This window comes from Tritonibacter litoralis, from assembly GCF_009496005.1.
In the GTDB taxonomy this organism is placed as follows: domain Bacteria; phylum Pseudomonadota; class Alphaproteobacteria; order Rhodobacterales; family Rhodobacteraceae; genus Epibacterium; species Epibacterium litoralis.
Genome location: NZ_WIBF01000011.1, coordinates 120,008 through 139,131 on the forward strand (window position 1 = coordinate 120,008; position 19,124 = coordinate 139,131).

General features: G+C 58.0%; 19 protein-coding genes. 6 read left to right on the forward strand and 13 right to left on the reverse strand.

Annotated features, from left to right (window positions below):
• Positions 1–5: 5 nt before the first annotated feature.
• The 8 genes from mdoH to GFB49_RS16215 all read right to left on the reverse strand — a co-directional run bounded on the left by mdoH (position 6) and on the right by GFB49_RS16215 (position 10,820).
• The gene (gene mdoH, locus GFB49_RS16180) at positions 6–1,877 is read right to left on the reverse strand and encodes a glucans biosynthesis glucosyltransferase MdoH (RefSeq protein ID WP_153216965.1); all 1,872 of its coding nucleotides are present in this window, start codon (positions 1,875–1,877) and stop codon (positions 6–8) included.
• Positions 1,874–3,403 carry an OpgD/OpgG family glucan biosynthesis protein gene (locus GFB49_RS16185; protein WP_153216966.1) on the reverse strand — a complete coding sequence of 510 codons (1,530 nt, stop codon included), beginning with the start codon at positions 3,401–3,403 and terminating at the stop codon, positions 1,874–1,876. Before GFB49_RS16185 ends, mdoH begins: the two co-directional genes overlap by 4 nt.
• Before the next feature lie 8 nt (positions 3,404–3,411).
• On the reverse strand, positions 3,412–4,671 hold the full coding sequence (locus tag GFB49_RS16190) for an OpgC family protein (RefSeq protein WP_153216967.1): 1,260 nt from the start codon (positions 4,669–4,671) through the stop codon (positions 3,412–3,414).
• A 32-nt stretch (positions 4,672–4,703) separates the two neighbouring features.
• Complete coding sequence (locus tag GFB49_RS16195) at positions 4,704–6,068, reverse strand: tetratricopeptide repeat protein (RefSeq protein ID WP_153216968.1); 1,365 nt, start codon at positions 6,066–6,068, stop codon at positions 4,704–4,706.
• A 241-nt stretch (positions 6,069–6,309) separates the two neighbouring features.
• Positions 6,310–7,524 (reverse strand): CaiB/BaiF CoA transferase family protein, encoded by a 1,215-nt coding sequence (locus GFB49_RS16200; RefSeq protein ID WP_425505232.1) that lies wholly within the window; start codon positions 7,522–7,524, stop codon positions 6,310–6,312.
• Entirely contained in the window at positions 7,511–9,124 is a 1,614-nt protein-coding gene (locus tag GFB49_RS16205; protein ID WP_153216970.1) for a thiamine pyrophosphate-binding protein, read from the reverse strand. Before GFB49_RS16205 ends, GFB49_RS16200 begins: the two co-directional genes overlap by 14 nt.
• A 98-nt stretch (positions 9,125–9,222) precedes the next feature.
• Positions 9,223–9,708 (reverse strand): DUF302 domain-containing protein, encoded by a 486-nt coding sequence (locus tag GFB49_RS16210; RefSeq protein WP_153216971.1) that lies wholly within the window; start codon positions 9,706–9,708, stop codon positions 9,223–9,225.
• A 92-nt stretch (positions 9,709–9,800) separates the two neighbouring features.
• Positions 9,801–10,820: a GlxA family transcriptional regulator gene (locus tag GFB49_RS16215; protein ID WP_425505233.1), complete on the reverse strand. Its 1,020-nt coding sequence runs from the start codon at positions 10,818–10,820 to the stop codon at positions 9,801–9,803.
• Positions 10,821–11,087: 267 nt separating this feature from the next.
• Here GFB49_RS16215 and GFB49_RS16220 point away from each other — a divergent pair, with 267 nt between their 5' ends.
• The 3 genes from GFB49_RS16220 to GFB49_RS16230 all read left to right on the forward strand — a co-directional run bounded on the left by GFB49_RS16220 (position 11,088) and on the right by GFB49_RS16230 (position 13,663).
• Complete coding sequence (locus GFB49_RS16220; RefSeq protein ID WP_153216973.1) at positions 11,088–11,723, forward strand: ATP-dependent Clp protease proteolytic subunit; 636 nt, start codon at positions 11,088–11,090, stop codon at positions 11,721–11,723.
• 156 nt (positions 11,724–11,879) lie between these two features.
• On the forward strand, positions 11,880–13,148 hold the full coding sequence (gene clpX, locus GFB49_RS16225) for an ATP-dependent Clp protease ATP-binding subunit ClpX (RefSeq protein ID WP_153216974.1): 1,269 nt from the start codon (positions 11,880–11,882) through the stop codon (positions 13,146–13,148).
• Positions 13,149–13,297: 149 nt separating this feature from the next.
• Positions 13,298–13,663 carry a RidA family protein gene (locus GFB49_RS16230; protein WP_153216975.1) on the forward strand — a complete coding sequence of 122 codons (366 nt, stop codon included), beginning with the start codon at positions 13,298–13,300 and terminating at the stop codon, positions 13,661–13,663.
• On the opposite strand, the gene GFB49_RS16235 is transcribed toward GFB49_RS16230, so the two are convergent.
• Positions 13,637–14,368 carry a DUF4760 domain-containing protein gene (locus GFB49_RS16235; protein WP_194269374.1) on the reverse strand — a complete coding sequence of 244 codons (732 nt, stop codon included), beginning with the start codon at positions 14,366–14,368 and terminating at the stop codon, positions 13,637–13,639. The two genes, GFB49_RS16230 and GFB49_RS16235, sit on opposite strands and share 27 nt — an antisense overlap.
• 292 nt (positions 14,369–14,660) lie before the next feature.
• Here GFB49_RS16235 and GFB49_RS16240 point away from each other — a divergent pair, with 292 nt between their 5' ends.
• Genes GFB49_RS16240 through GFB49_RS16250 form a run of 3 tightly spaced genes read left to right on the forward strand, consistent with a single transcriptional unit; the run spans position 14,661 to position 15,879 of the window.
• The gene (locus GFB49_RS16240; protein ID WP_153216977.1) at positions 14,661–15,047 is read left to right on the forward strand and encodes an NADH:ubiquinone oxidoreductase subunit NDUFA12; all 387 of its coding nucleotides are present in this window, start codon (positions 14,661–14,663) and stop codon (positions 15,045–15,047) included.
• Positions 15,048–15,067: 20 nt separating this feature from the next.
• Complete coding sequence (gene mlaD / locus GFB49_RS16245) at positions 15,068–15,517, forward strand: outer membrane lipid asymmetry maintenance protein MlaD (RefSeq protein WP_153216978.1); 450 nt, start codon at positions 15,068–15,070, stop codon at positions 15,515–15,517.
• Positions 15,514–15,879 (forward strand): DUF2155 domain-containing protein, encoded by a 366-nt coding sequence (locus GFB49_RS16250; protein ID WP_343032609.1) that lies wholly within the window; start codon positions 15,514–15,516, stop codon positions 15,877–15,879. Before mlaD ends, GFB49_RS16250 begins: the two co-directional genes overlap by 4 nt.
• Here the strand turns inward: GFB49_RS16250 and aat are convergent.
• The 4 genes from aat to GFB49_RS16270 all read right to left on the reverse strand — a co-directional run bounded on the left by aat (position 15,843) and on the right by GFB49_RS16270 (position 19,085).
• Positions 15,843–16,475 (reverse strand): leucyl/phenylalanyl-tRNA--protein transferase, encoded by a 633-nt coding sequence (gene aat / locus GFB49_RS16255; protein WP_153216979.1) that lies wholly within the window; start codon positions 16,473–16,475, stop codon positions 15,843–15,845. The two genes, GFB49_RS16250 and aat, sit on opposite strands and share 37 nt — an antisense overlap.
• Positions 16,476–16,542: 67 nt before the next feature.
• A complete protein-coding gene (gene accC, locus GFB49_RS16260) occupies positions 16,543–17,892 on the reverse strand; it encodes an acetyl-CoA carboxylase biotin carboxylase subunit (RefSeq protein ID WP_153216980.1) in 1,350 nt (449 codons plus the stop codon).
• A 9-nt stretch (positions 17,893–17,901) separates the two neighbouring features.
• Positions 17,902–18,402, reverse strand: a complete 501-nt coding sequence (gene accB, locus GFB49_RS16265) for an acetyl-CoA carboxylase biotin carboxyl carrier protein (RefSeq protein WP_153216981.1) — start codon at positions 18,400–18,402, stop codon at positions 17,902–17,904.
• A 146-nt stretch (positions 18,403–18,548) separates the two neighbouring features.
• Positions 18,549–19,085 (reverse strand): PAS and helix-turn-helix domain-containing protein, encoded by a 537-nt coding sequence (locus GFB49_RS16270; RefSeq protein ID WP_153216982.1) that lies wholly within the window; start codon positions 19,083–19,085, stop codon positions 18,549–18,551.
• Positions 19,086–19,124 lie beyond the last annotated feature (39 nt).

Below are 19,124 nucleotides of genomic sequence, written 5' to 3' on the forward strand. Positions count from 1 at the left end.
AACTCTTATTCGGCGGCAGTGGCCTGAGGCTGGTTTTCCAGGAACTTACGCATCTGAGCGCGGTAAGCGCGCGCCGCTTGGGTGATTTGTGGTTCCTTGAAATGGTCGTGGGTGCCCATCCAGCGGCCAATGCGTTCCCGGATTGGCATGCCCGACAGGGCGGACAATGGGATTGCCAGCACCAATGAAACACCGATAGGCACCAGCCAGATCGACACCATGCCTGCTGCGATCCCAACACACAGGGCCGCGCCGCTCACGGTTTCCAAAGCGTGACAAATGGCAATGGTACGCCAGGAATATTGGCCACCATCCCGCGCCTGCGGAGCCCAACCACGCTGGATCCCCAACAGCGTGCGGAATACGGCAATCATCTGTTGCACCATCAAAATGGGCGCATAAAGGATCGCCAGGATGATCTCGGACAGGACCGACAGCAGGAACTGGCCCGCGCCGCCATATTCGGCATAGCGCTTACCGCTGAGGGGCAGGGCAATCGCTGCAAGGAGTTTCGGGGCCAACAACATGGCGTAAATCAGCAGGATCACCAACACATGGCGCGGCTCGCTCATATCGGGCCAGGACGGCATGGTTGGATTGGCCTCGGAGAAATAGGTCAGAACCGAGGCCTCCTCGCCGCGTCCAATGATCGCCCAGATCACCAGAAGCGCAAACCAGATCGGGGCCATCAGATAGCCAACCGCGCCATGGAACAGGTGAAACCGGGAGATCGCCCGGAACCCGCGTGCGTTCAGCAGGTTGATATGCTGCAAGTTCCCCTGACACCAGCGGCGGTCCCGTTGGATGTGGTCGATCAGGGTTTGGGGCGTTTCCTCATAGGAGCCTTTGATCCGGGGCAGGAACTGAACGCTCCAGCCAGCCCGGCGCAACAGACCCGCCTCGACAAAGTCGTGGCTCATGATCAGGCTTTCCTTGCCGGTCAGGCTTCGCAAGGATGGCAGGCCCGCACAAGCGGCAAAGGCACGGGTGCGGATGATCGCATTATGGCCCCAATAATTGCCCTCATGCCCGGCCCAACGCGCCAGACCTTCGGCCAAAGCCAGACCATATACAGTATTTGCGAATTGCTGCATGCGGCCGAAAACAGATTGCGCACCAATGAGTTGCGGGAAGCTCTGAATGAGGCCTGCACCGGGATCACGCGCCAGCGCACCGGTCAGCTGGGCAATGGCGCGGCCGGTCATCAGACTGTCGGCATCCAGCACCAGCATGGCGTCATAAGCGCCACCCCAGCGGCGGACCCAATCGGTGATATTGCCGACTTTGCGGCCCACATTATCCGCACGGCGCCGATAATACAGCGGCATTGTCGGCGGCAACATGGCTTGCAGCGCTTCGACGCTGCGGCGTTCCTGATCGGCAATCGCGTCATCGCGCGTGTCCGACAGGATGAACATGGCATATTCGTGGTTGCTGCCCTGGGCGTTCAGCTCTTCCAGCATGGATTGCGCATTGCCCAGCACATACCATGGGATCTCGTTATAGACCGGAACCAGCAGTGCCACCTTTTGCGGTGTCACCGCGCCCCGGCGGCGCACCACGGTCCGGCGGGCCAAGGAGTAAAGCCCCAACAAAACCGTCGAGACCGAGAAGCTGATCCAGAAAAAGTTGAAAATGATCAGGGCGAGCAGGATGCCTTCCAGCACGGTAACGCCGCCATCGGCAAACCAGCCATACATCACCCATCCCAACAGGGCGGTCACGATCATAGCAGGCGAGAAGCTGAGGATCCGCCACAGGGCGGCCTGCTGTTCTGGTTCACCCGCAGGGGCCTGATCATCGCGGAACGGTGCAGCAAAATCCTGTTCCGGCATATCGAGCGGATGCTCGGCTGGCAAAAGGCGATCTTGGGTCATGTGGTCCACCTGTAAAGCCAGACTTCTGAGGCGGGCTGGCCGTCCTTACGCAGCTGCGCGCGCAGCTCCACATGGTCGCGTGTGCCCGGATCAAAGGAAAACGCCAATCGCAGGCCTCCGGTTTCGGGGTTGCGTTGCAAGACGCCTTCGGTTGTTTCCACATGTGGGGAGGAGACAAAGATATCAAAATCTTCCGGGTCACCTTCCAACAGCGGGTGGGCGTCATAATCGATGGTAAAGATCCGACCAGGATCGCCAAAGATCTTGGCCCCGGATGCGGTGTTCTTGACCAAGGCCAGCCCCATGTCGGGTTCGTGACCCCAGGTGAGTCGATAGCTCAGATCGATCTCGGATCCTGGCGCATAAGGCGTATGGGGACGCCAGTAAGCGACGATATTGTCATAGATTTCCTTGTCCGCCGGGATCTCCACCAGGGTGACCGCCCCTTTGCCCCAGTTCTCTTTGGGTTCGACCCAAAGCGACGGGCGCATGTGGTAATGGGCTTCCAGATCCGCGTAATCAGACAGGTTGCGTGCGCGTTGCATCAGGCCAAACCCCTGCGGGCCGTCATCCACAAAGGAAGAGATCTGCAGATGGACCGGGTTGGCCAAGGGGCGCCACAGCACCTCTCCGTTGCCGTTTTTGATCAACAGGCCTTCGCTGTCATGCACCGCCGGGCGGAAGTCATCAAAACGGGACCGGTTGGTGTCATCATAAAGGAACATCGACGTCAGTGGGGCCAGTCCCACATGGGTCAGTTCCTTGCGGGCAAACAGGCGTGCCTGAATTTCCATGGTGCAATTGTCGCCCGGGGTGATGTCAAACCGGAAGGCACCGGACACGGACGGGCTGTCCATCAGCGCATGGATGATCATGTTTTTCTGGTCGGCCTCAGGAGCCTCCAGCCAAAACTCGATAAACTCGGGGAATTCTTCGCCGTCGCTGTCGCCGGTTTTCAGCGCCAGCCCCCGTGCCGACAGACCATAGGCGCACCAATTGGCGATCGCGCGGAAATAGCTTGCGCCCTGGAACACGCAGAATTCGGTTTTTTCCAGCTTTTGCTTGACCGGAGCGCCAGGTTGTTCGGTGCGCAGGCGCAGACCGGAATAGCCCAGATGGCCTTCTGTGCTCAGATCGGGCGCGATGTCACCGCGTTTGAACAACGACAGATCAAAGGGCACTTTGGTCGCCAGACCGTCGACCACTTCGTTGATCTGGATCGCGCGCGGGAAATAGAGCCCTGGCAAGAAGAAATCCACGTTGTAGCTGCGGTTGGTGTCGGCCCACAGGGCGTCTTCGACCCGGAACCAACGGTTGCGGTATTCGTCGTAGCTGAGGTTCAGCCAATCCTGTGGCACGGTCGGTCGCAGCTTATAGGCCTTGGACGCCAAGTCCCGTGCGCGCTCAACCAGACCCTCATACGAAAACGGAGAGGTCGCATGCGCCAAAGCGGCCTGAGGGAAAGCCAAGGCCGAGGTGCTGGCCAGCGCAGAAAACAGAAAAGACCGACGTGTCAGGGCGCTCATCGGGGGGCTCATTTCTTCTGCCTCCAGGGTTGGGATTTGAACCACGCCGCGCCATATGCACAGCCAATGATCAAGACAAAGCCGACAAGGTTTGCAAAAGCGACGGTGGTGATGGCGCGATCGGTTTGATCTAGGGCAAACCCGATCAAACGGGCCAGCGCCATCGAGAAGACAAAGACCGCAAGCGACTGTTGACCAACCTTGGTGATAATGCCGAGGAAGAAGGACCAGACCTTTGCGCCCACCGACTGGCCGCGGGCCATCAGGTTCTTGCCACCTTCGCCTGCGATGACCCAACCCAGATAAGCCAGCGCCAGGAAGTGCATGTATCGCAGCAGGCCAAAATCCGTCTTCTCACGCCATTGCGCGGTCCAGTCCCATGTTGGTCGGATCAGCGCCGCCAGATCTTCATTGGCAGCTTTGACCCAGTTGAAGACCTTCCAGGAGCCAAAGGGCATCGATAGGATCAGGAATGCAGCCGCCAGGACAATCAGCGCGGCCGAGACAGGAGGCTTGGGCAGCCAGCCTTTCATGAAGGCAAAACCGGTAAAGAACAGAAGCTGCCAGCCAAAGGGGTTAAAGAACCATTCGCGCTCTGACCAGGGTTCGGCCGGCAGGCTGAGCCCATTGGGACCCAGGCCGATCAGATAGGGGTTGGCCACCAGCCACACCAGCACAGAGAATGCGGCAACAGCCCACAGGCTGATTTTCTCAAGTCCCATCATCACCGGCATCAGTGCCAGCACCACCAGATACATCGGCAGGATGTCAAAGTAGTTCGGCACATAGGTCAGCGTGAACAGGCCCACCAGCTGCGGCGCCGGATCGTTAAAAAACGGAGCGAGGTTCAGTGACGCGATGTAGCTTTTTTCAAAACCGCCATAGACATCAATGGCGGCCAAAGACATGGCGATAAAGAAGAACAGACCAATATGGGCCCAGAACACCTGCCAGCAGCGGAAGGCCACCCGAGCCGTGCCCAGCCACCAGCCCTTGCGGGCAAAGGATCCGCCAAAGGCAATGGCCGAGGCCATACCAGAGCAGAACACAAAGATTTCGGTCGCATCCGAGAAGCCAAAGCGGGCCGGGATCCAGCCGGTCCAGCGGTTGTTGGGCACATGGGCGATCAGAATGATGAACATCGCAATGCCGCGATAGAAATCCAGGCGCGGGTCGCGCGGGCGTTGCGGTGACTTTTGCGGAGCCATCTGGCTGTTGGCCGCATCCGGAGCCGGATGCGCTTGGTGAATGGGCGTGATGGTGGCCATTGTTTTTGTCAGTTCGTTACAAGTTGTACCGTTTACTCAGCTGGGACGCTGTGTTCCGTGTCGGTGTTGCGCGCTTGGGCAATCATGTTGCGGCGCACATGGGCATAGTTGTCTTCGCCGCCGCCACGTTTGGCGCGGCGATCGTCCAGCAACGCTTCGGCGGCGTCAAACGCGCCCGAGCGCAGGCCGCAGTCGATGGTGATCCGTTCAAAAATATCCCTTTGTGCATGGCTGCCACCGGCCAGCTGCATGGTGTCACGCGCGGCGGTCAAGTGGTTGAAGGCCTTGGAGTAATCGCCCTCGCCAAAGGCTTCAAGACCCTGAGCGGCCTGAATACCCGGTGCGGCCATCCGTTCCTGTGATTCTGTGGCGCGTTTTTGCCCATCCGCTTGAATACGGGCAACCATCCGCTGAGTCTCGGCCGCGCGGTCGTGACCGGCCAGCGCCAGCAAATAGTGCAGATCGGCAAAGATCAGGCTGCCGTCCTCGGTGCGATTGGCGCAGAGCTCGGACAATTCGTCCCAGCGGTTGCCGACCTTCACGCCTTCCAGCTCCAGACGCATCAACAGCGAGGTGGCGTTTGAGATGTCGCGATAGTCGTCGGTCTTGTCTTTGCGCACCTCGGTGTCATAAAGCGCGATCGCTTCGTCCACCTGGCCCTGATCCAGATGCATCAGCGCCTTGTGCCACCAGACATGATAGCGGAAGTTGTTGCAATGGGCCCAGGCCTCTTCGCGACCTGCCAGCCACTCCAGACCTTGTTTGGCGTTGCCGGTCATCTCGTGAACGTGAGCGACCGAGTGCAGACCCCATGCATCATCGGGGGCCATCCACAGCGCCTGACGCCCGGCGTTTTCCGCCTTTTCATAAGCGCCGGTTTCTTCCAGTGCGAAGGAATGGCACCCCAGCAGATAGCCGCGCCCGGCGTGGTCAGGTTCATAGGCTGGCATCACCCGCTCGACCGAAGTCCGCATGCCGTGGTTATCTCCCATGATGAACCGGATCCCGTGACTGAGCTTCATCGCCAGTGAGTCGCAGGGGTGGTCGTCCAGGATTGTCTCACAAATCTGGATGGCCTGGGTCGGGCGGCCCAACATCCAGGCCTCAAACGCGTCAACGTATTTGCGTTCACGGGGCAGGGCGGCTTCGTAATAGGTCTTGGCGGTTTTTAACGCATCCTGTGCCATCGGCAGCAATTCAGAGCGACCCAGCATCAAAAGCGACAGACCTTTGAGAGCATGGGCCAGCGCATATTCCGGAGCCTGTTGGAGAACAGCACCCAGATGATCAGCTGTTTTGGCCGCGTGCGCAAGCACGCCCAACTGTGCGGCATTCCACTCATTCAGAGCCGCAGCAGAGGTCAGGCTGGTCTCTTGTCCGAAGATGTCTTGCGTCATGGGTTCGTTATCCTTGCGATCTAAAAACAGCTCTCTGTTATTACTGAGAGTAAAGGAAGGTTTGCGACCGGGCGACGGCTGCTCGCGCTTTGGTGAAGGCCTGTGTGTGTTTTCCGTGGAATACTGCCGATATGGGTGGAGATTCCGGCGAAAACCCGCAAAATTCGGATGCTTAAGCAGCAAACCTTTCAAAGGCCGGGCAGAGCCCGGCCGGTTTTTGTAACACTTGGCAATAAGTGTCTCATGGTTGTTTATTTACATGGCTGGAAACGTCGTTGGACTCGTCTAAAATTTCGGCAGTTTCTTGTCCGCAGTGGGGTGGAGCGTGCCGATAGGTGACCGGTGTGCGCGAGAACTTCAGGGGATTCCCGATCAGATCAACCGGGCCTGCAGCGCTCTCCATCGTGATCCGCATGTCCCGTGCCGCCACCTGATCGGATGCAAAAACCTGGTCCAATGTCTGCACCGGACCAGCGGGCACTTTGAGCGCTTCGAGCCCGGCAATAACCTCAGCCGACGTCTTGGCCTTGACCGCCGGGATCAGCACCTCGTCCAAGGCGTCGCGATGTTCAAGCCGGGCCGGGTTGGTGGCAAAGCGGGGATCCTTCGGCAGCTCCGAAAGGCCAAGGAATTCAGCGCAGCGCTGGAACTGGCTGTCATTGCCCACCGCCAGGATCACATGGCCGTCCGAGGTCTCATAGACGCCATAGGGTTTGATATTGGGGTGACCATTGCCGCGCCGCTGGGGCAGGGTGCCCGAGGTCAGATAGTTGACCCCTTCGTTGATCAGCCAGGCGATCTGCGCATCCACCAGCGCCAGTTCCACCCATTGACCTTCGCCGGTTTGGTCCCGGTGCCGCAGGGCCGCCAGAATGCCGACGCAGGCATACATGCCGCACATGACATCAGCAATGCCTACGCCCACTTTCATCGGGGCGCCATCCGGCTCTCCGGTGACCGACATGATGCCACCATAGCCCTGGGCCATCAAATCGTAGCCGGGTTTTGGCGCGTTTGGACCGGTCTGCCCGTAGCCCGAGATCGAGCAATAAACGAGGCTTGGGAATTCGGCCTTTAGGCTTTCATAATCGAGGCCGTATTTTGCAAGGCCGCCGGGTTTGAAATTCTCGATCAGGATATCAGCATCGGCTGCCAGCGCACGGATCTGTGCCTGGCCTTCGGGGCTTGCGATATCAATCGCAACCGAGCGCTTATTGCGATTTGCGCACATGTAATAGGCCGACAAATCAGTGGGGTTACCCTCAGCATCCTCGACATAGGGCGGGCCCCATTGGCGGGTGTCATCGCCGCCAGTTTTGGGGTTTTCTACCTTGATCACATCGGCCCCAAGATCCCCGAGCAGCTGTGTGCAGGTCGGGCCTGCCAGAATGCGGGACAAGTCCAGAACTTTCACCCCTTTCAAAGCGCCATGGGGTAACATATTAGATCCGACCATCATATCCTCCGCGTTCGATAATAGCTGCAATCACCGTAAACTTATCAGAGGCTTGCGCGGTCGTCAGTGCGTCACGAAGTTCCAAGCGGTTGGTCACGGTAAAGCCATTTCCACCAAACGCACGGCCCATGGCGGCGAAATCATGTTCGGCAAAATCCACACCGGTGTTGGTCAGCTGGCGCTGGCGTTGCTTGAGCTCGATCAGGGCAAGAGAAGCGTCAACAAACACCAGGAATATGGGCGCGACGCCAAACTCAGCAGCCGTGGCCAATTCGCCCGCAACCATCAAAAACCCTGCATCGCCTGAAAAGCTGACAACGGGGCGGTCTGGCTGCGCAAGCTTGCGCCCAATCGCCATCGGAACCGCACAGCCCATGGTACACAGGCCAGAGGATTGGATCAGCGCGCGGGGTTCATAACAGGTCCACATTTGACTGAGCAGGATGCGATGCGCGCCGCTGTCGGCAGAAGCCAATGTGTTTTGCGGCATGACGGCGCGGGTTTCGGCGATAACCCCGGCAGGTCCCCAATCGTCATCCGTGGGGAAGGCGGTCGCCAGTCCGGTTTTGGCGGTTTTGACCGCGCCATCGCTCCAAGTGTCCTTGGGCGACAGACCCTCTGACAGCGCGGCGAGTGTCGGGGCCAAGGGCGCTGTGATTGAAATCCCGGCCTGGTGCATATAATGGGTATTGGGTTCAGCCGCGATTTCCAGCACGCGGGTTTCAGCCACGTCCCAAGCATCCCGCCAGCCGGTGCGCATTTCAATGGGGTCATAGCCCAGCGACAGGATCAGATCGGCCGCTTCGATCAGAGGCATCAGATGTTTATCGGCCAGCGGCGACAGACCGGCACCGCCCAGGCACAGGGGGTGGGTCTCATCAACCAGACCTTTGGCCTTGTAGGTGGTGACAAAGGGGATGTTATGGGCTTCCACAAAGGATTTGAGAGCGGCGCCTGCGTTTTCCTGCATGGCATCAACGCCGATGATCGCCAGCGGACGTTCGGCGCCAGCCAGCCAATCACGCGCCTGCGCAAGGGTGTCCCCTGTGGCGACGGTTGCTCCGGCAGACGCGCGGCGCAGTCCGCGTTCTGTGGCCGGCGTATTGGCCACCGTGATGGGCACATCGAGATGAACCGGCCCTTGGCGGGCTTCAAGTGCGATATTGACGGCCTTGTCGGCAATCACCTCAGCCGCTTCGGCGTCCAAGCGGAACGTGGCCTTGGTGATCGGGCGAAACACCGACTGCTGGTCCAGCACCTGATGGGTATATGTTTGCTCTTCTGCGGCATCCACACAGCCCGTCAGAACCAGCATCGGCACGCGATCCTGATGCGCATTTGCCACCACGTTTATGCCATTCAGTGCGCCGGGCCCAAGTGTTGCCACCAAAATGGCCGGCGCGCCGTTTGCATGGTGAACGGCTTCGCCCATAAAGCCCGCACAATTTTCGTGCTTGGCCAGATGGAAGGTAATCCCAGCCTTTTCCAGCGCATCAACAAGGGTGAGAACTTCGCCACCTGGCATGCCAAATGCATGGCGGCAGCCCGCATCATAAAGGCGGCGGGCAAGCACATCCGCCGCGCGTAGGGTCGTGGTCATCGGGTTTATCCTGACGTTTTAGATTTCGCGACCAGATTGCGATCTGGTGCGCGCGGCGCAAGGGGTCTCACGCCAGTGTGAGATCCGTTACAGTTGGCTTAACGTATTGCGTTTTTTGCAATGGCGTCAAACTGTTGGCTCAGTTCGTCGGCGATTTCCTGCAAAGCTGCGCCACCAGTGGGCACATAGGGGGCAAAGACATGATTTGGTGTCTTGTAAGATAGGGTGCCGCTGCCATCCGGTGTTTCGGTGACATAGAACCGGATCGGAGCCTCGATCATCGCGGCGGTCGACAGGGCCAGGACGCGGACGGCATAGTCATTGTTGAACACGCCCATGACTCGGTTGCCGGGGATTGTGATGCCCCGTGCGGCGGCCGCTTTGGTCGGGCCAGCTTGGGTGACAACAATCAACCCCTCGGCTTTTACGGCGGCGGCCAGATCTTTGATCAGCTGGGCATAGGGTTTGTCGGTTTTATGCACGGCCCAACCGTCGCGATTGTCCAGATCTGCAGCAGAGACCGCAAAGGGGAGACAGATCAAAACCGGCAGAAGGCGGCAGAGGCGGGACAGGCGAGCAAACATGTGACGATCCTTTTGCGTAGGAGATTTCGCGCAAAGCCTAACGCGTTTGCTTTGAAAGAGTTGTCACATTCGCGTGGCGCGCAGAACAGACCTTAGGACCAACCTTTGCGGAAGAAATGCGGGCTGGCGCCAAAGCGGCGTTTGAATTGGCGGGAGAAATGTGTGGCGCTGTTAAAGCCCGAGGCCAGCGCAATTTCTGTGACCGACATCGATGTTTCATTCATCAGACCATAGGCATGGTGCAGGCGCATGTCGAAATAGACCTGCATTGGGCTTTGATCCAGATAGCGGGTGAACAGCCGTTCCAACTGGCGGCGTGAGATATCCAGTTTGTCGCAGATCTCATGAATGCTGAGCGGACTTTCGATGGAGTCCTGCATCATTTGCAGCGCGCTCAGCAGGCGGCGGTTTCGGCTGCCGACGGCCACTGCAAAGTTCGATCTTTGCGGCTCGCTGCCGCGTCGGGACCGCATATGCAGACACATATCGGCACAGACAATGGCCAGTTGTTCACCGTGTCGCTCTTCGATCAGGGTGAGAATCATGTCCGTTGCGGCGTGGCCACCGCCGCAGGAAATCAGCCGCGGCGTGATCTCAAAGATGTTTGAAGAGGGCGTGAGGTTCGGGAACTCCTCCAGAAAGGCCGGCTGATCTTCCCAGTGCAGCGTGAAGATCTGGTCGGTCAGAACACCTGCCTGGGCCAGGGCAAAGGCGCCGGTGTTGATCGTGCCCAAAGGGCGTCCAAAGCGCGCGGCTTTGCGGATCCAGTTCAAGGTCTTTTCACCTGCCGCCAGCTGAGGTTCCCCGCCCGCGCTGATAAAGGTCAGCCCACCAACAGGCGCGTCGTCCAACGCCATATCCGGGGTGACCTGCATGCCGTTTGAACAGCGCACAGGCGCGCCGTCTTCGGTCAGGATAAACCAGCGAAACAGCTCTTTGCCGGTTATTTGATTGGCGACACGCAGGGGTTCAATGGCCGCCGCCACGCCCAACATCATGCTGCGGGGCAGCACCAGAAAAAAGAAATCCTGCGGCGCACCATCGTAGCGAATGTCAAAATGCGCCGATGACGCGCGCGGGACAAAATTGTCTTGGCATTTGTCATTGGACACGGCGCAGTGCATCCTTTCGCAGGAAACAGATACGTGATCAACGTACCAATGTGGGGACTTGGGTCGCCAATGGTTTTAGCACCTGCAGAAAACCTAAGTGAAAGGTTTACGACATGGGTCTGTGAGAAAGCGACGCGGTGGCGATTGCGACATTTGTACAATTAAAATCAACCGCCACCTCTTGCAGCGTTATTGGGCCGATACTAAGACTCAAGTAACCAACGCGCGTCTATAATCGCGTCTACAAGTGAAACAAGGCAGGTCCACATGATTGATCCCCGCGAAACATATATGAACACTCTGGTCCCGATGGTGGTCGAACAGACCAGCCGGGGTGAACGGGCCTATGATATTTTCTCACGCCTGTTGAAAGAGCGTATCATTTTCTTGAATGGCCCTGTTCACGATGGGATGAGCTCGCTTGTGGTGGCGCAGCTTCTGCACCTCGAGGCGGAAAATCCGTCCAAGGAAATCTCGATGTACATCAACTCGCCAGGCGGCGTGGTGACCTCTGGTCTGTCGATCTATGACACCATGCAGTACATCAAACCCAAAGTGTCCACGCTGGTGATTGGTCAGGCGGCGTCGATGGGCTCGCTTTTGCTCACCGCAGGTGAAGCAGGCATGCGGTTCAGCTTGCCGAACTCCCGCGTGATGGTGCACCAGCCGTCCGGTGGTTTCCAGGGTCAGGCGACCGACATCATGATCCACGCCGAAGAGACGCTGAAGCTGAAAAAACGCCTCAACGAGATCTACGTCAAACACACTGGTCGTGATTATGACACGATTGTTGACGCGCTGGAGCGCGATAACTTTATGTCGCCTGAAGAGGCAAAAGAATTCGGTTTGATCGACGAAATCGTTGAAAACCGCGCAAAAAGTGGTGAAGAGGCAGGCGAATAAAGCCTCTTTGCGTCAAATGTGCGCGGCAATGAGCCGATGCACAGCTATTATTCATTGTGGCTGCTTGGGACCTGTCCTAAGCTGCCCAAATGGCGGGAGACCTCTCGGCACAGGGCCGGGGACGTCTTCAACGCCAAGCGTACTGAAAGGTAGAACATGGCAACGAACTCAGGCGGTGACAGCAAAAACACCCTCTACTGTAGCTTCTGCGGAAAGAGCCAGCACGAGGTGCGTAAGCTGATTGCAGGCCCAACAGTGTTCATCTGCGATGAATGTGTCGAGTTGTGCATGGATATCATCCGCGAAGAGACCAAAGCGTCGGGGCTGAAGGCAACGGATGGTGTGCCGACACCACAGGATATCTGCGGTGTGCTGGATGATTATGTGATCGGTCAGGCCACGGCCAAACGTGTGCTGTCCGTGGCGGTTCACAACCACTACAAACGCCTGAACCATGCGCAGAAGGCTGGCGGTGATATTGAGCTGGCGAAGTCCAACATCTTGCTGATCGGCCCCACCGGCTGCGGTAAAACGCTTTTGGCGCAGACCCTTGCCCGTATTCTGGACGTGCCGTTCACCATGGCGGATGCCACCACATTGACCGAAGCGGGCTATGTGGGCGAAGATGTCGAAAACATCATCCTCAAGCTGCTGCAAGCCTCGGAATATAATGTCGAACGCGCACAGCGCGGCATCGTTTACATCGATGAGGTCGACAAGATCACCCGCAAGTCTGAAAACCCGTCGATCACCCGTGATGTCTCGGGTGAAGGCGTGCAACAGGCGCTGTTGAAGCTTATGGAAGGCACCGTGGCCAGCGTGCCGCCGCAGGGTGGACGCAAGCATCCGCAGCAGGAATTCCTGCAGGTGGACACCACAAACATCCTGTTCATCTGCGGTGGCGCATTTGCGGGTCTGGACAAGATCATCGCCCAACGCGGCAAAGGCTCTGCTATGGGCTTTGGTGCGGATGTGCGCGACAACGACGAGCGCGGTGTTGGCGATCTCTTCAAAGAACTGGAGCCTGAAGATCTGCTGAAATTCGGTCTGATCCCGGAATTTGTCGGCCGTCTGCCTGTTCTGGCAACGCTGGAAGATCTGGACGCGGAAGCGCTGGTCACCATTTTGACCAAGCCAAAGAACGCGCTGGTGAAACAGTATCAACGCCTGTTTGAACTGGAAGAGACCGAACTGGACTTTACCGATGAAGCGCTGAAAGCGATCGCGGGCAAGGCCATCGAACGCAAAACCGGTGCCCGTGGTCTGCGCTCCATCATGGAAGACATCCTGCTGGATACCATGTTCGACCTGCCAGGTATGGATAGCGTCGAAAAGGTTGTGGTCAACGAAGAGGCTGTGACTTCGGACAAACAACCGCTGATGATCCACGCTGAAGGCGAAAAAGAGCCAGCATCTGCGGGCTAACCGTCCTAGGTGTCACAGCTGTTAAGTTCAAGAACGGGCCGATGTCGTGATGACATCGGCCTGTTTCGTTTTATGCGGTTTCGCAGCGATCAACGGCTTGCAGCCGGATCCGGTTTAGCGATTAATACGCCAACACGAAAGGAAAGGTCATGACCATCAAACGTATTTCTTCGGGCGGCGAATTTGAGGCCAAGATCGGCTATTGCCGGGCGGTTGTTGCGGGCGGCTTTGTCCATGTGGCAGGGACCGTCGGGCAGGGCGACGATGTGGTCGCGCAATGCAAATCGGCGCTGGAAATCATTGGTGCGGCGCTGGAACAGGCAGGCGCAAGCTTTGCCGATGCGGTTCGGGTGAATTATTACCTGCCGGATGCCGCCGAGTTCGAGCCCTGCTTCCCAATTCTGGCTGAGACCTTTGGCGCCAACCCGCCCGCGGCCACGATGATCGAATGCAACTTGATCGACCCCAAATACCGGATCGAGATCGAGTTAACCGTGCTTGCCCCGCAGGGTTAAAGCGGCCTCAAGCTCCGCTGGCGTGGGGATGGCCCGTTCGGAGAGCACTCCGGCATAGTTCAGCTTTTCGTCACGCCAGTCATCATAAAGAGCGACCAGAAATTCCAGGGTTTTCTTGTCGTTTGTGCGCAGTTCTGCGATCATGAAACGCGCGTCATCCACCAGATTGCACATGATCCCGCGAATGGACTGACGCAGCAGATCTTTGTCCAAATCCCCCTGGGCTATGCCCACGGCCAGAAATTCATAGTAATTCAGCAGTTGCTGCAGCGCTTCCGCCCCTTCGCGGGGTTTTCCGGCTTGGGCGCGGGCGGCTTTCCAATCGTCCAAGTATATGTCGTTGTCGGTGGGAAAGATCTCTTTGCGCAGGCTGTTGGTTTTCTGAAAATATTCAGACAGTCGGCTTTGGAAGAGGATATTTATGGTGTGTTGCTTGCGTTGCGCAGCTTCGGCCCGTTTGGCGTTGCGGAAGTAGGAAAACACCGCAAACAGAATACCGCCAACTGCGGTTAATGCAGACACCGCGATGCCAAACAGGCTGACAAGGATTCGGAACTCACCGTCGGGTTGGTCCGGGATCAGATCAAGCAGGGCGCGGAACTCACCCGTGAGCAAAAATGTGGCAAATCCTGCGGAAACCAGAATCAGAAGGACCAGAAAACCCAAGGCCCCGATGATCAGAAGCCCTGTTACAACCCGCTCCATTGCGTGCATAATCTCTTGTTTAAAAGGTATTATTCAAAAGAGGGCGGGGGTTAACCGTTGCCAAAACCTTCACGGGCCATTGTGCATTCTCCTTTTGCTATGGGGACACCATACATGAAAGTGGTGGAAAACAGAAGTTTCTTGCCACTGCTGCAGTCTGGTTCCTGCTTCTTAATATAGGTTTAAGCCAGCGCGCTGCAAGATTGCGCCAGATCTCGCGCCCTGGGTGTTCTGCATCTGGACCTTACGGCGAATTTAGGCCATATCAATAGCGGATTATGCGGAGGCACCCATGGGAATCCTGAACACTCTTTTGCAAGCGGTCACTTGGTGGAACGGCGCCACTTTGAATACGGCGATTTACACCCGCCGCAAAGGCACCAAAGTCGGCGAAGATGATCAGGGCAATGTCTATTACCGCAATGCAGATGACAGCAAACGCTGGGTGATCTTTAACGGTGAGGCGGAAGCCTCCCGTGTCAGCGCGGATTGGCACGGTTGGCTGCATCGCACCTATGACGAGGTGCCAAGCGAGAAGCCGTTGGAACACAAGTCCTGGGAACAGCCGCATCAGGAAAACCTGACCGGAACAGCATTGGCTTATGCACCTGCGGGTTCGATCCGCGCAGGGGGTGAGCCGAAGGCCCGCAGCGATTACGACGCCTGGGTTCCAGAATAAAAGCCAAAGGCGCAACAAACATGTCTCAGAACCCGACCGAAGTTGCCGTAGGCGGTATCGTTTTGGCCGTGGCCATTGGTTTTGCAGTCTATGCAAGCCAGGCCACAGGCCTGTCGCAGGGCGGCGCGGATTACCCGCTGACCGCCTCGTTCCGCTCCATCGAAGGGGTCAATGTTGGCACCGATGTACGGTTGGCCGGTGTAAAGATTGGCACCGTGACCGAAGTTGGCCTGAACGCCGAGACGTTTCGCGCTGATACCACAATCAACATCCGTGACGGTGTGGAAATCCCCGATGACAGCGCGGCTGTGATTGCATCCGAGGGGCTGTTGGGTGGCAATTTCGTAGAAATCGTGCCTGGTGGCTCGCCCTTTGGGCTGGAGGCAGGGGATGAGATCCTGGACACTCAGGGCTCTGTCAGCCTGATCTCGCTTCTGTTGAAATTTGTCTCTGGTGGGGACGATTCGTGATTATACGCGCCGCGTTTCTGGCTTTGTGCGGGCTCGCTGGGGCAGCCCAGGCGCAGGAGGTTGTTGCAACCTCGGGCGTTGGGGCCGTGTTGCGCAGTCTCGACAAGGTCAATGGCCGGGTTCAGGACATTGAAATCCCCGTGGGCGGCAGTGCGCAGGCCCAGGGGTTGATGGTGACACTGGGCGATTGCCGCTATCCGGCGGATAACCCCACCGGTGAAGCCTATGCCTATTTGCGGATACGCAGTCCGCAGGATGGGGTGGATTACTTTCAGGGATGGATGATCGCGTCCAGTCCGGCGCTCAGCGCCTTGGATCACAACCGTTATGACGTTTGGGTCCTGCGCTGCAAAACCTCCTGAGCGGTTGGCAAAGGCTGTGCTCTGAAATCCGCAATCACTTCTAATGCCTCGGCCAGTCGCGCCTGATAGGCCGCGCGTGAGATTTCGATCGCACCCAGCGAAGCCAGATGCGGCGTGATGAACTGCGTATCACAAAGCCTATAGCCCGCGGCCAACAGATGGGTGGTCAGATAGGCCAGTGCGATCTTGCTGGCATCCCGACGGCGAGAGAACATGCTTTCGCCAAAAAACGCCCCGCCCAACGACACACCGTAGACACCGCCGACCAGCGTGGTCTCGTGCCAGACCTCAATCGAATGGGCAAAACCATCCGCGTGCAGCTCCAGATAGCGCGCGCGGATTTCGGCGTTGATCCAGGTCTGTTCGCGATCTGCACAGCCGTCCACAACGCCTGCAAAATCCTGATTGGCCGTGAGGTGAAACGGGGTACGGCGGATGGTGCGCGCCAACGAGCGGGAGATATGGAAGTCTTCCAACGGAAAAATACCGCGCCGTTTCGGGTCGACCCAAAAGATTTCGGGGTCGTCCCGGTCATCCGCCATCGGGAAGATGCCGATGGAGTAGGCATGAAGCAAAAGTTCGGCGCTTAGTTCCATAAAATCCGCGGGGTCCAACAGACAAAAAAGGCGCGCCGGAGCGCGCCTCGCTTGAGCCAAAAGCCTATCAGGCTTGCAGATTTCTTTCCAGCCAGCGTTCCAGCCAGTGAATGTTATACTCACCGGAATGGATTTCGGCTTCCTGCAGAAGCGCGTGGAACAGCGGCACAGTGGTGTCGACACCATCCACGATGAGTTCCCCCAACGCGCGGTTTAGACGCGCCAGCGCTTCCTGACGGTCGCGGCCATGGACGATCAACTTGCCGATCAGGCTGTCGTAATAAGGCGGGATCGAATAGCCGTCATAAAGCGCCGAATCCATCCGAACGCCCAGACCACCCGGCGCATGGAACGCGGTGATCTTGCCCGGGCAGGGGGCGAAATTTGGCAGACGTTCGGCGTTGATCCGCACTTCGATCGAGTGGCCGTTGATCTCCAGCTCGTCCTGGGTGAACGACAGCGGCATGCCTTCGGCCACGCGGATCTGTTCGCGCACCAGATCAACACCAAAGATCGATTCGGTGACCGGGTGTTCCACCTGCAGACGGGTGTTCATCTCGATGAAATAGAACTCACCATCCTCATAAAGGAATTCGATGGTGCCCGCACCGCGATAGCCCATTTGCCCAATTGCATCGGCGCAGATCTTGCCGATCTTGGCGCGCTCTTCCGGGGTGATGCAGGGGCCGGGGGCTTCCTCAAACACTTTCTGGTGGCGACGTTGCAGCGAGCAGTCGCGTTCGCCCAAATGCACGCCGTTGCCCTGGCCATCGCCAAAGACCTGGATCTCGATATGACGCGGCTTCTGGAGGTATTTCTCCATGTAGACTTCGTCATTGCCAAAGGCGGCCTTGGCTTCCGAGCGCGCAGTGCGGAAAGCAACTTCCAGATCGGCTTCGGTCTCGGCGACTTTCATGCCGCGCCCACCACCACCGGCGGTGGCTTTGATGATGACAGGATAGCCCATGTCGGCCGCAACCGTCTTGGCCGTGGCAATATCGGGAACACCCCCATCAGAGCCCGGCACGCAGGGAATGCCCAACGCTTTGGCCGTGTCTTTGGCGGTGATCTTGTCACCCATCTGGCTGATGTGTTTGGCCGAGGGGCCAATGAACGTCAGACCGTGATCTTCAACGATCTGCACAAAATTCGCATTTTCAGACAGGAAGCCATAGCCAGGGTGGATCGCTTGTGCGCCGGTGATTTCACAGGCGGAAATGATCGCAGGAATCGACAGATAGCTTTGGGCGCCAGAGGGCGGGCCGATGCAGACGGATTCATCGGCCATACGCACATGCATTGCATCGGAATCGGCGGTGGAATGCACCGCAACTGATTTGATGCCCATTTCCCGGCAGGCACGGATCACGCGCAGCGCGATCTCTCCCCGGTTGGCAATCAGGATTTTGTCAAACATGTCCCGTCCTTACTCGACGATGACCAGCGGCGATCCGAATTCGACAGCAGCACCGTCTTCGACCAGGATACGTTTCACAGTGCCCGCTTTGGGGGCAGGGATGTGGTTCATGGTCTTCATGGCTTCGACGATCAGAAGGGTTTCGCCTTCACCGACCTTATCACCCACTTTGATGAACGCAGGTGCGCCCGGTTCCGCCTGCAGATAAACGGTGCCCACCATGGGCGAGGTCACAGCACCCGGATGGGATGCGGGATCTTCGTTGTTGGCCTCAGCCGCGGCCGCGGCGGCCGGTGCCGCAGCTGCGATGGGGGCGGCGGCAGGGGCTGCGGCGGGCATTTGTACCTGAACCGGTGCGGCCACAGCCGTTTGACGCGAAACGCGAACGTTCAAGCTGTCATCTTCACCATAATCCCGTTTCACCTGCAGTTCAGTAAGATCGTTGTCCCGCAGCAGTTCAGCCAGTGCTTTGATGAATGCTACGTCTGCGTCATGAGTTTTGTTTGTCATTTTGTCCTCAGCCGGTTCCGACGACCCACCATGCGGGGCGGGTTTGGAAATCAGGGTGCTTATAAGGCAAGCTTTTGCCCATGAAAAGCACTCTTGAATGTAGCGTTAAATGGCGTTTTGGCAGCGGATTTGCAATATGTCTCCGGTCACAATGGCGTGCCGGACAATTTGGCCACCAATTCCGGAAGCTTACGGGCGCCGAACTTGGTCAGAAGATGCGCGCGGTGGGTTTCGATGGTGCGATAGGACAGGTCCAATTCCTTGCCGATCTCTTTGGCGGACAGGCCCCGGCAGGTCAGGATCGCCACCTCACGTTCGCGCGGGGTCAGGCTGACAACCGGGCGGTCCTGGGAAATGTCGACAAAGGACCAGACACCTGTCTCAAACGGGCTCTCGGGCGAGGTTGACCGGCCCCGGACCCGACACCAAAACAAGCTGCCATCGCTGCGCCGCATGATCCGCTCGTCCGTATAGGTGTCTTTTGGTGCATCCAGTTGCTGCAAAACCGTGCCAATCCGTTGGAAATCTTCCTGGCTCGGGTACAGCTCGGCGATGGTGCGGTTGATGAAATCTTTTGGGGTGCCACAAAAGGTGGTCGCGAACTGCAGGTTGCAGGTCCTGATGACCCGGTTTTCAAGGACCGCAAGGCCTACGGGTGCGTGATCAAAAGCGAATTCCGTCATGGGAGTTTTTTAGCGCACCCCGACCGGTATAGGAAGCGT

Bases quoted from the DNA above. Each gene is read 5' to 3' on its own strand.
- mdoH (WP_153216965.1), bottom strand. From the start codon at position 1,877: ATGACCCAAGATCGCCTTTTGCCAGCCGAGCATCCGCTCGATATGCCG.
- GFB49_RS16185 (WP_153216966.1), bottom strand. From the start codon at position 3,403: ATGAGCGCCCTGACACGTCGGTCTTTTCTGTTTTCTGCGCTGGCCAGC.
- GFB49_RS16190 (WP_153216967.1), bottom strand. From the start codon at position 4,671: ATGGCCACCATCACGCCCATTCACCAAGCGCATCCGGCTCCGGATGCG.
- GFB49_RS16195 (WP_153216968.1), bottom strand. From the start codon at position 6,068: ATGACGCAAGACATCTTCGGACAAGAGACCAGCCTGACCTCTGCTGCG.
- GFB49_RS16200 (WP_425505232.1), bottom strand. From the start codon at position 7,524: ATGGTCGGATCTAATATGTTACCCCATGGCGCTTTGAAAGGGGTGAAA.
- GFB49_RS16205 (WP_153216970.1), bottom strand. From the start codon at position 9,124: ATGACCACGACCCTACGCGCGGCGGATGTGCTTGCCCGCCGCCTTTAT.
- GFB49_RS16210 (WP_153216971.1), bottom strand. From the start codon at position 9,708: ATGTTTGCTCGCCTGTCCCGCCTCTGCCGCCTTCTGCCGGTTTTGATC.
- GFB49_RS16220 (WP_153216973.1), top strand. From the start codon at position 11,088: ATGATTGATCCCCGCGAAACATATATGAACACTCTGGTCCCGATGGTG.
- clpX (WP_153216974.1), top strand. From the start codon at position 11,880: ATGGCAACGAACTCAGGCGGTGACAGCAAAAACACCCTCTACTGTAGC.
- GFB49_RS16230 (WP_153216975.1), top strand. From the start codon at position 13,298: ATGACCATCAAACGTATTTCTTCGGGCGGCGAATTTGAGGCCAAGATC.
- GFB49_RS16235 (WP_194269374.1), bottom strand. From the start codon at position 14,368: ATGGAGCGGGTTGTAACAGGGCTTCTGATCATCGGGGCCTTGGGTTTT.
- GFB49_RS16240 (WP_153216977.1), top strand. From the start codon at position 14,661: ATGGGAATCCTGAACACTCTTTTGCAAGCGGTCACTTGGTGGAACGGC.
- mlaD (WP_153216978.1), top strand. From the start codon at position 15,068: ATGTCTCAGAACCCGACCGAAGTTGCCGTAGGCGGTATCGTTTTGGCC.
- aat (WP_153216979.1), bottom strand. From the start codon at position 16,475: ATGGAACTAAGCGCCGAACTTTTGCTTCATGCCTACTCCATCGGCATC.
- accC (WP_153216980.1), bottom strand. From the start codon at position 17,892: ATGTTTGACAAAATCCTGATTGCCAACCGGGGAGAGATCGCGCTGCGC.
- accB (WP_153216981.1), bottom strand. From the start codon at position 18,402: ATGACAAACAAAACTCATGACGCAGACGTAGCATTCATCAAAGCACTG.
- GFB49_RS16270 (WP_153216982.1), bottom strand. From the start codon at position 19,085: ATGACGGAATTCGCTTTTGATCACGCACCCGTAGGCCTTGCGGTCCTT.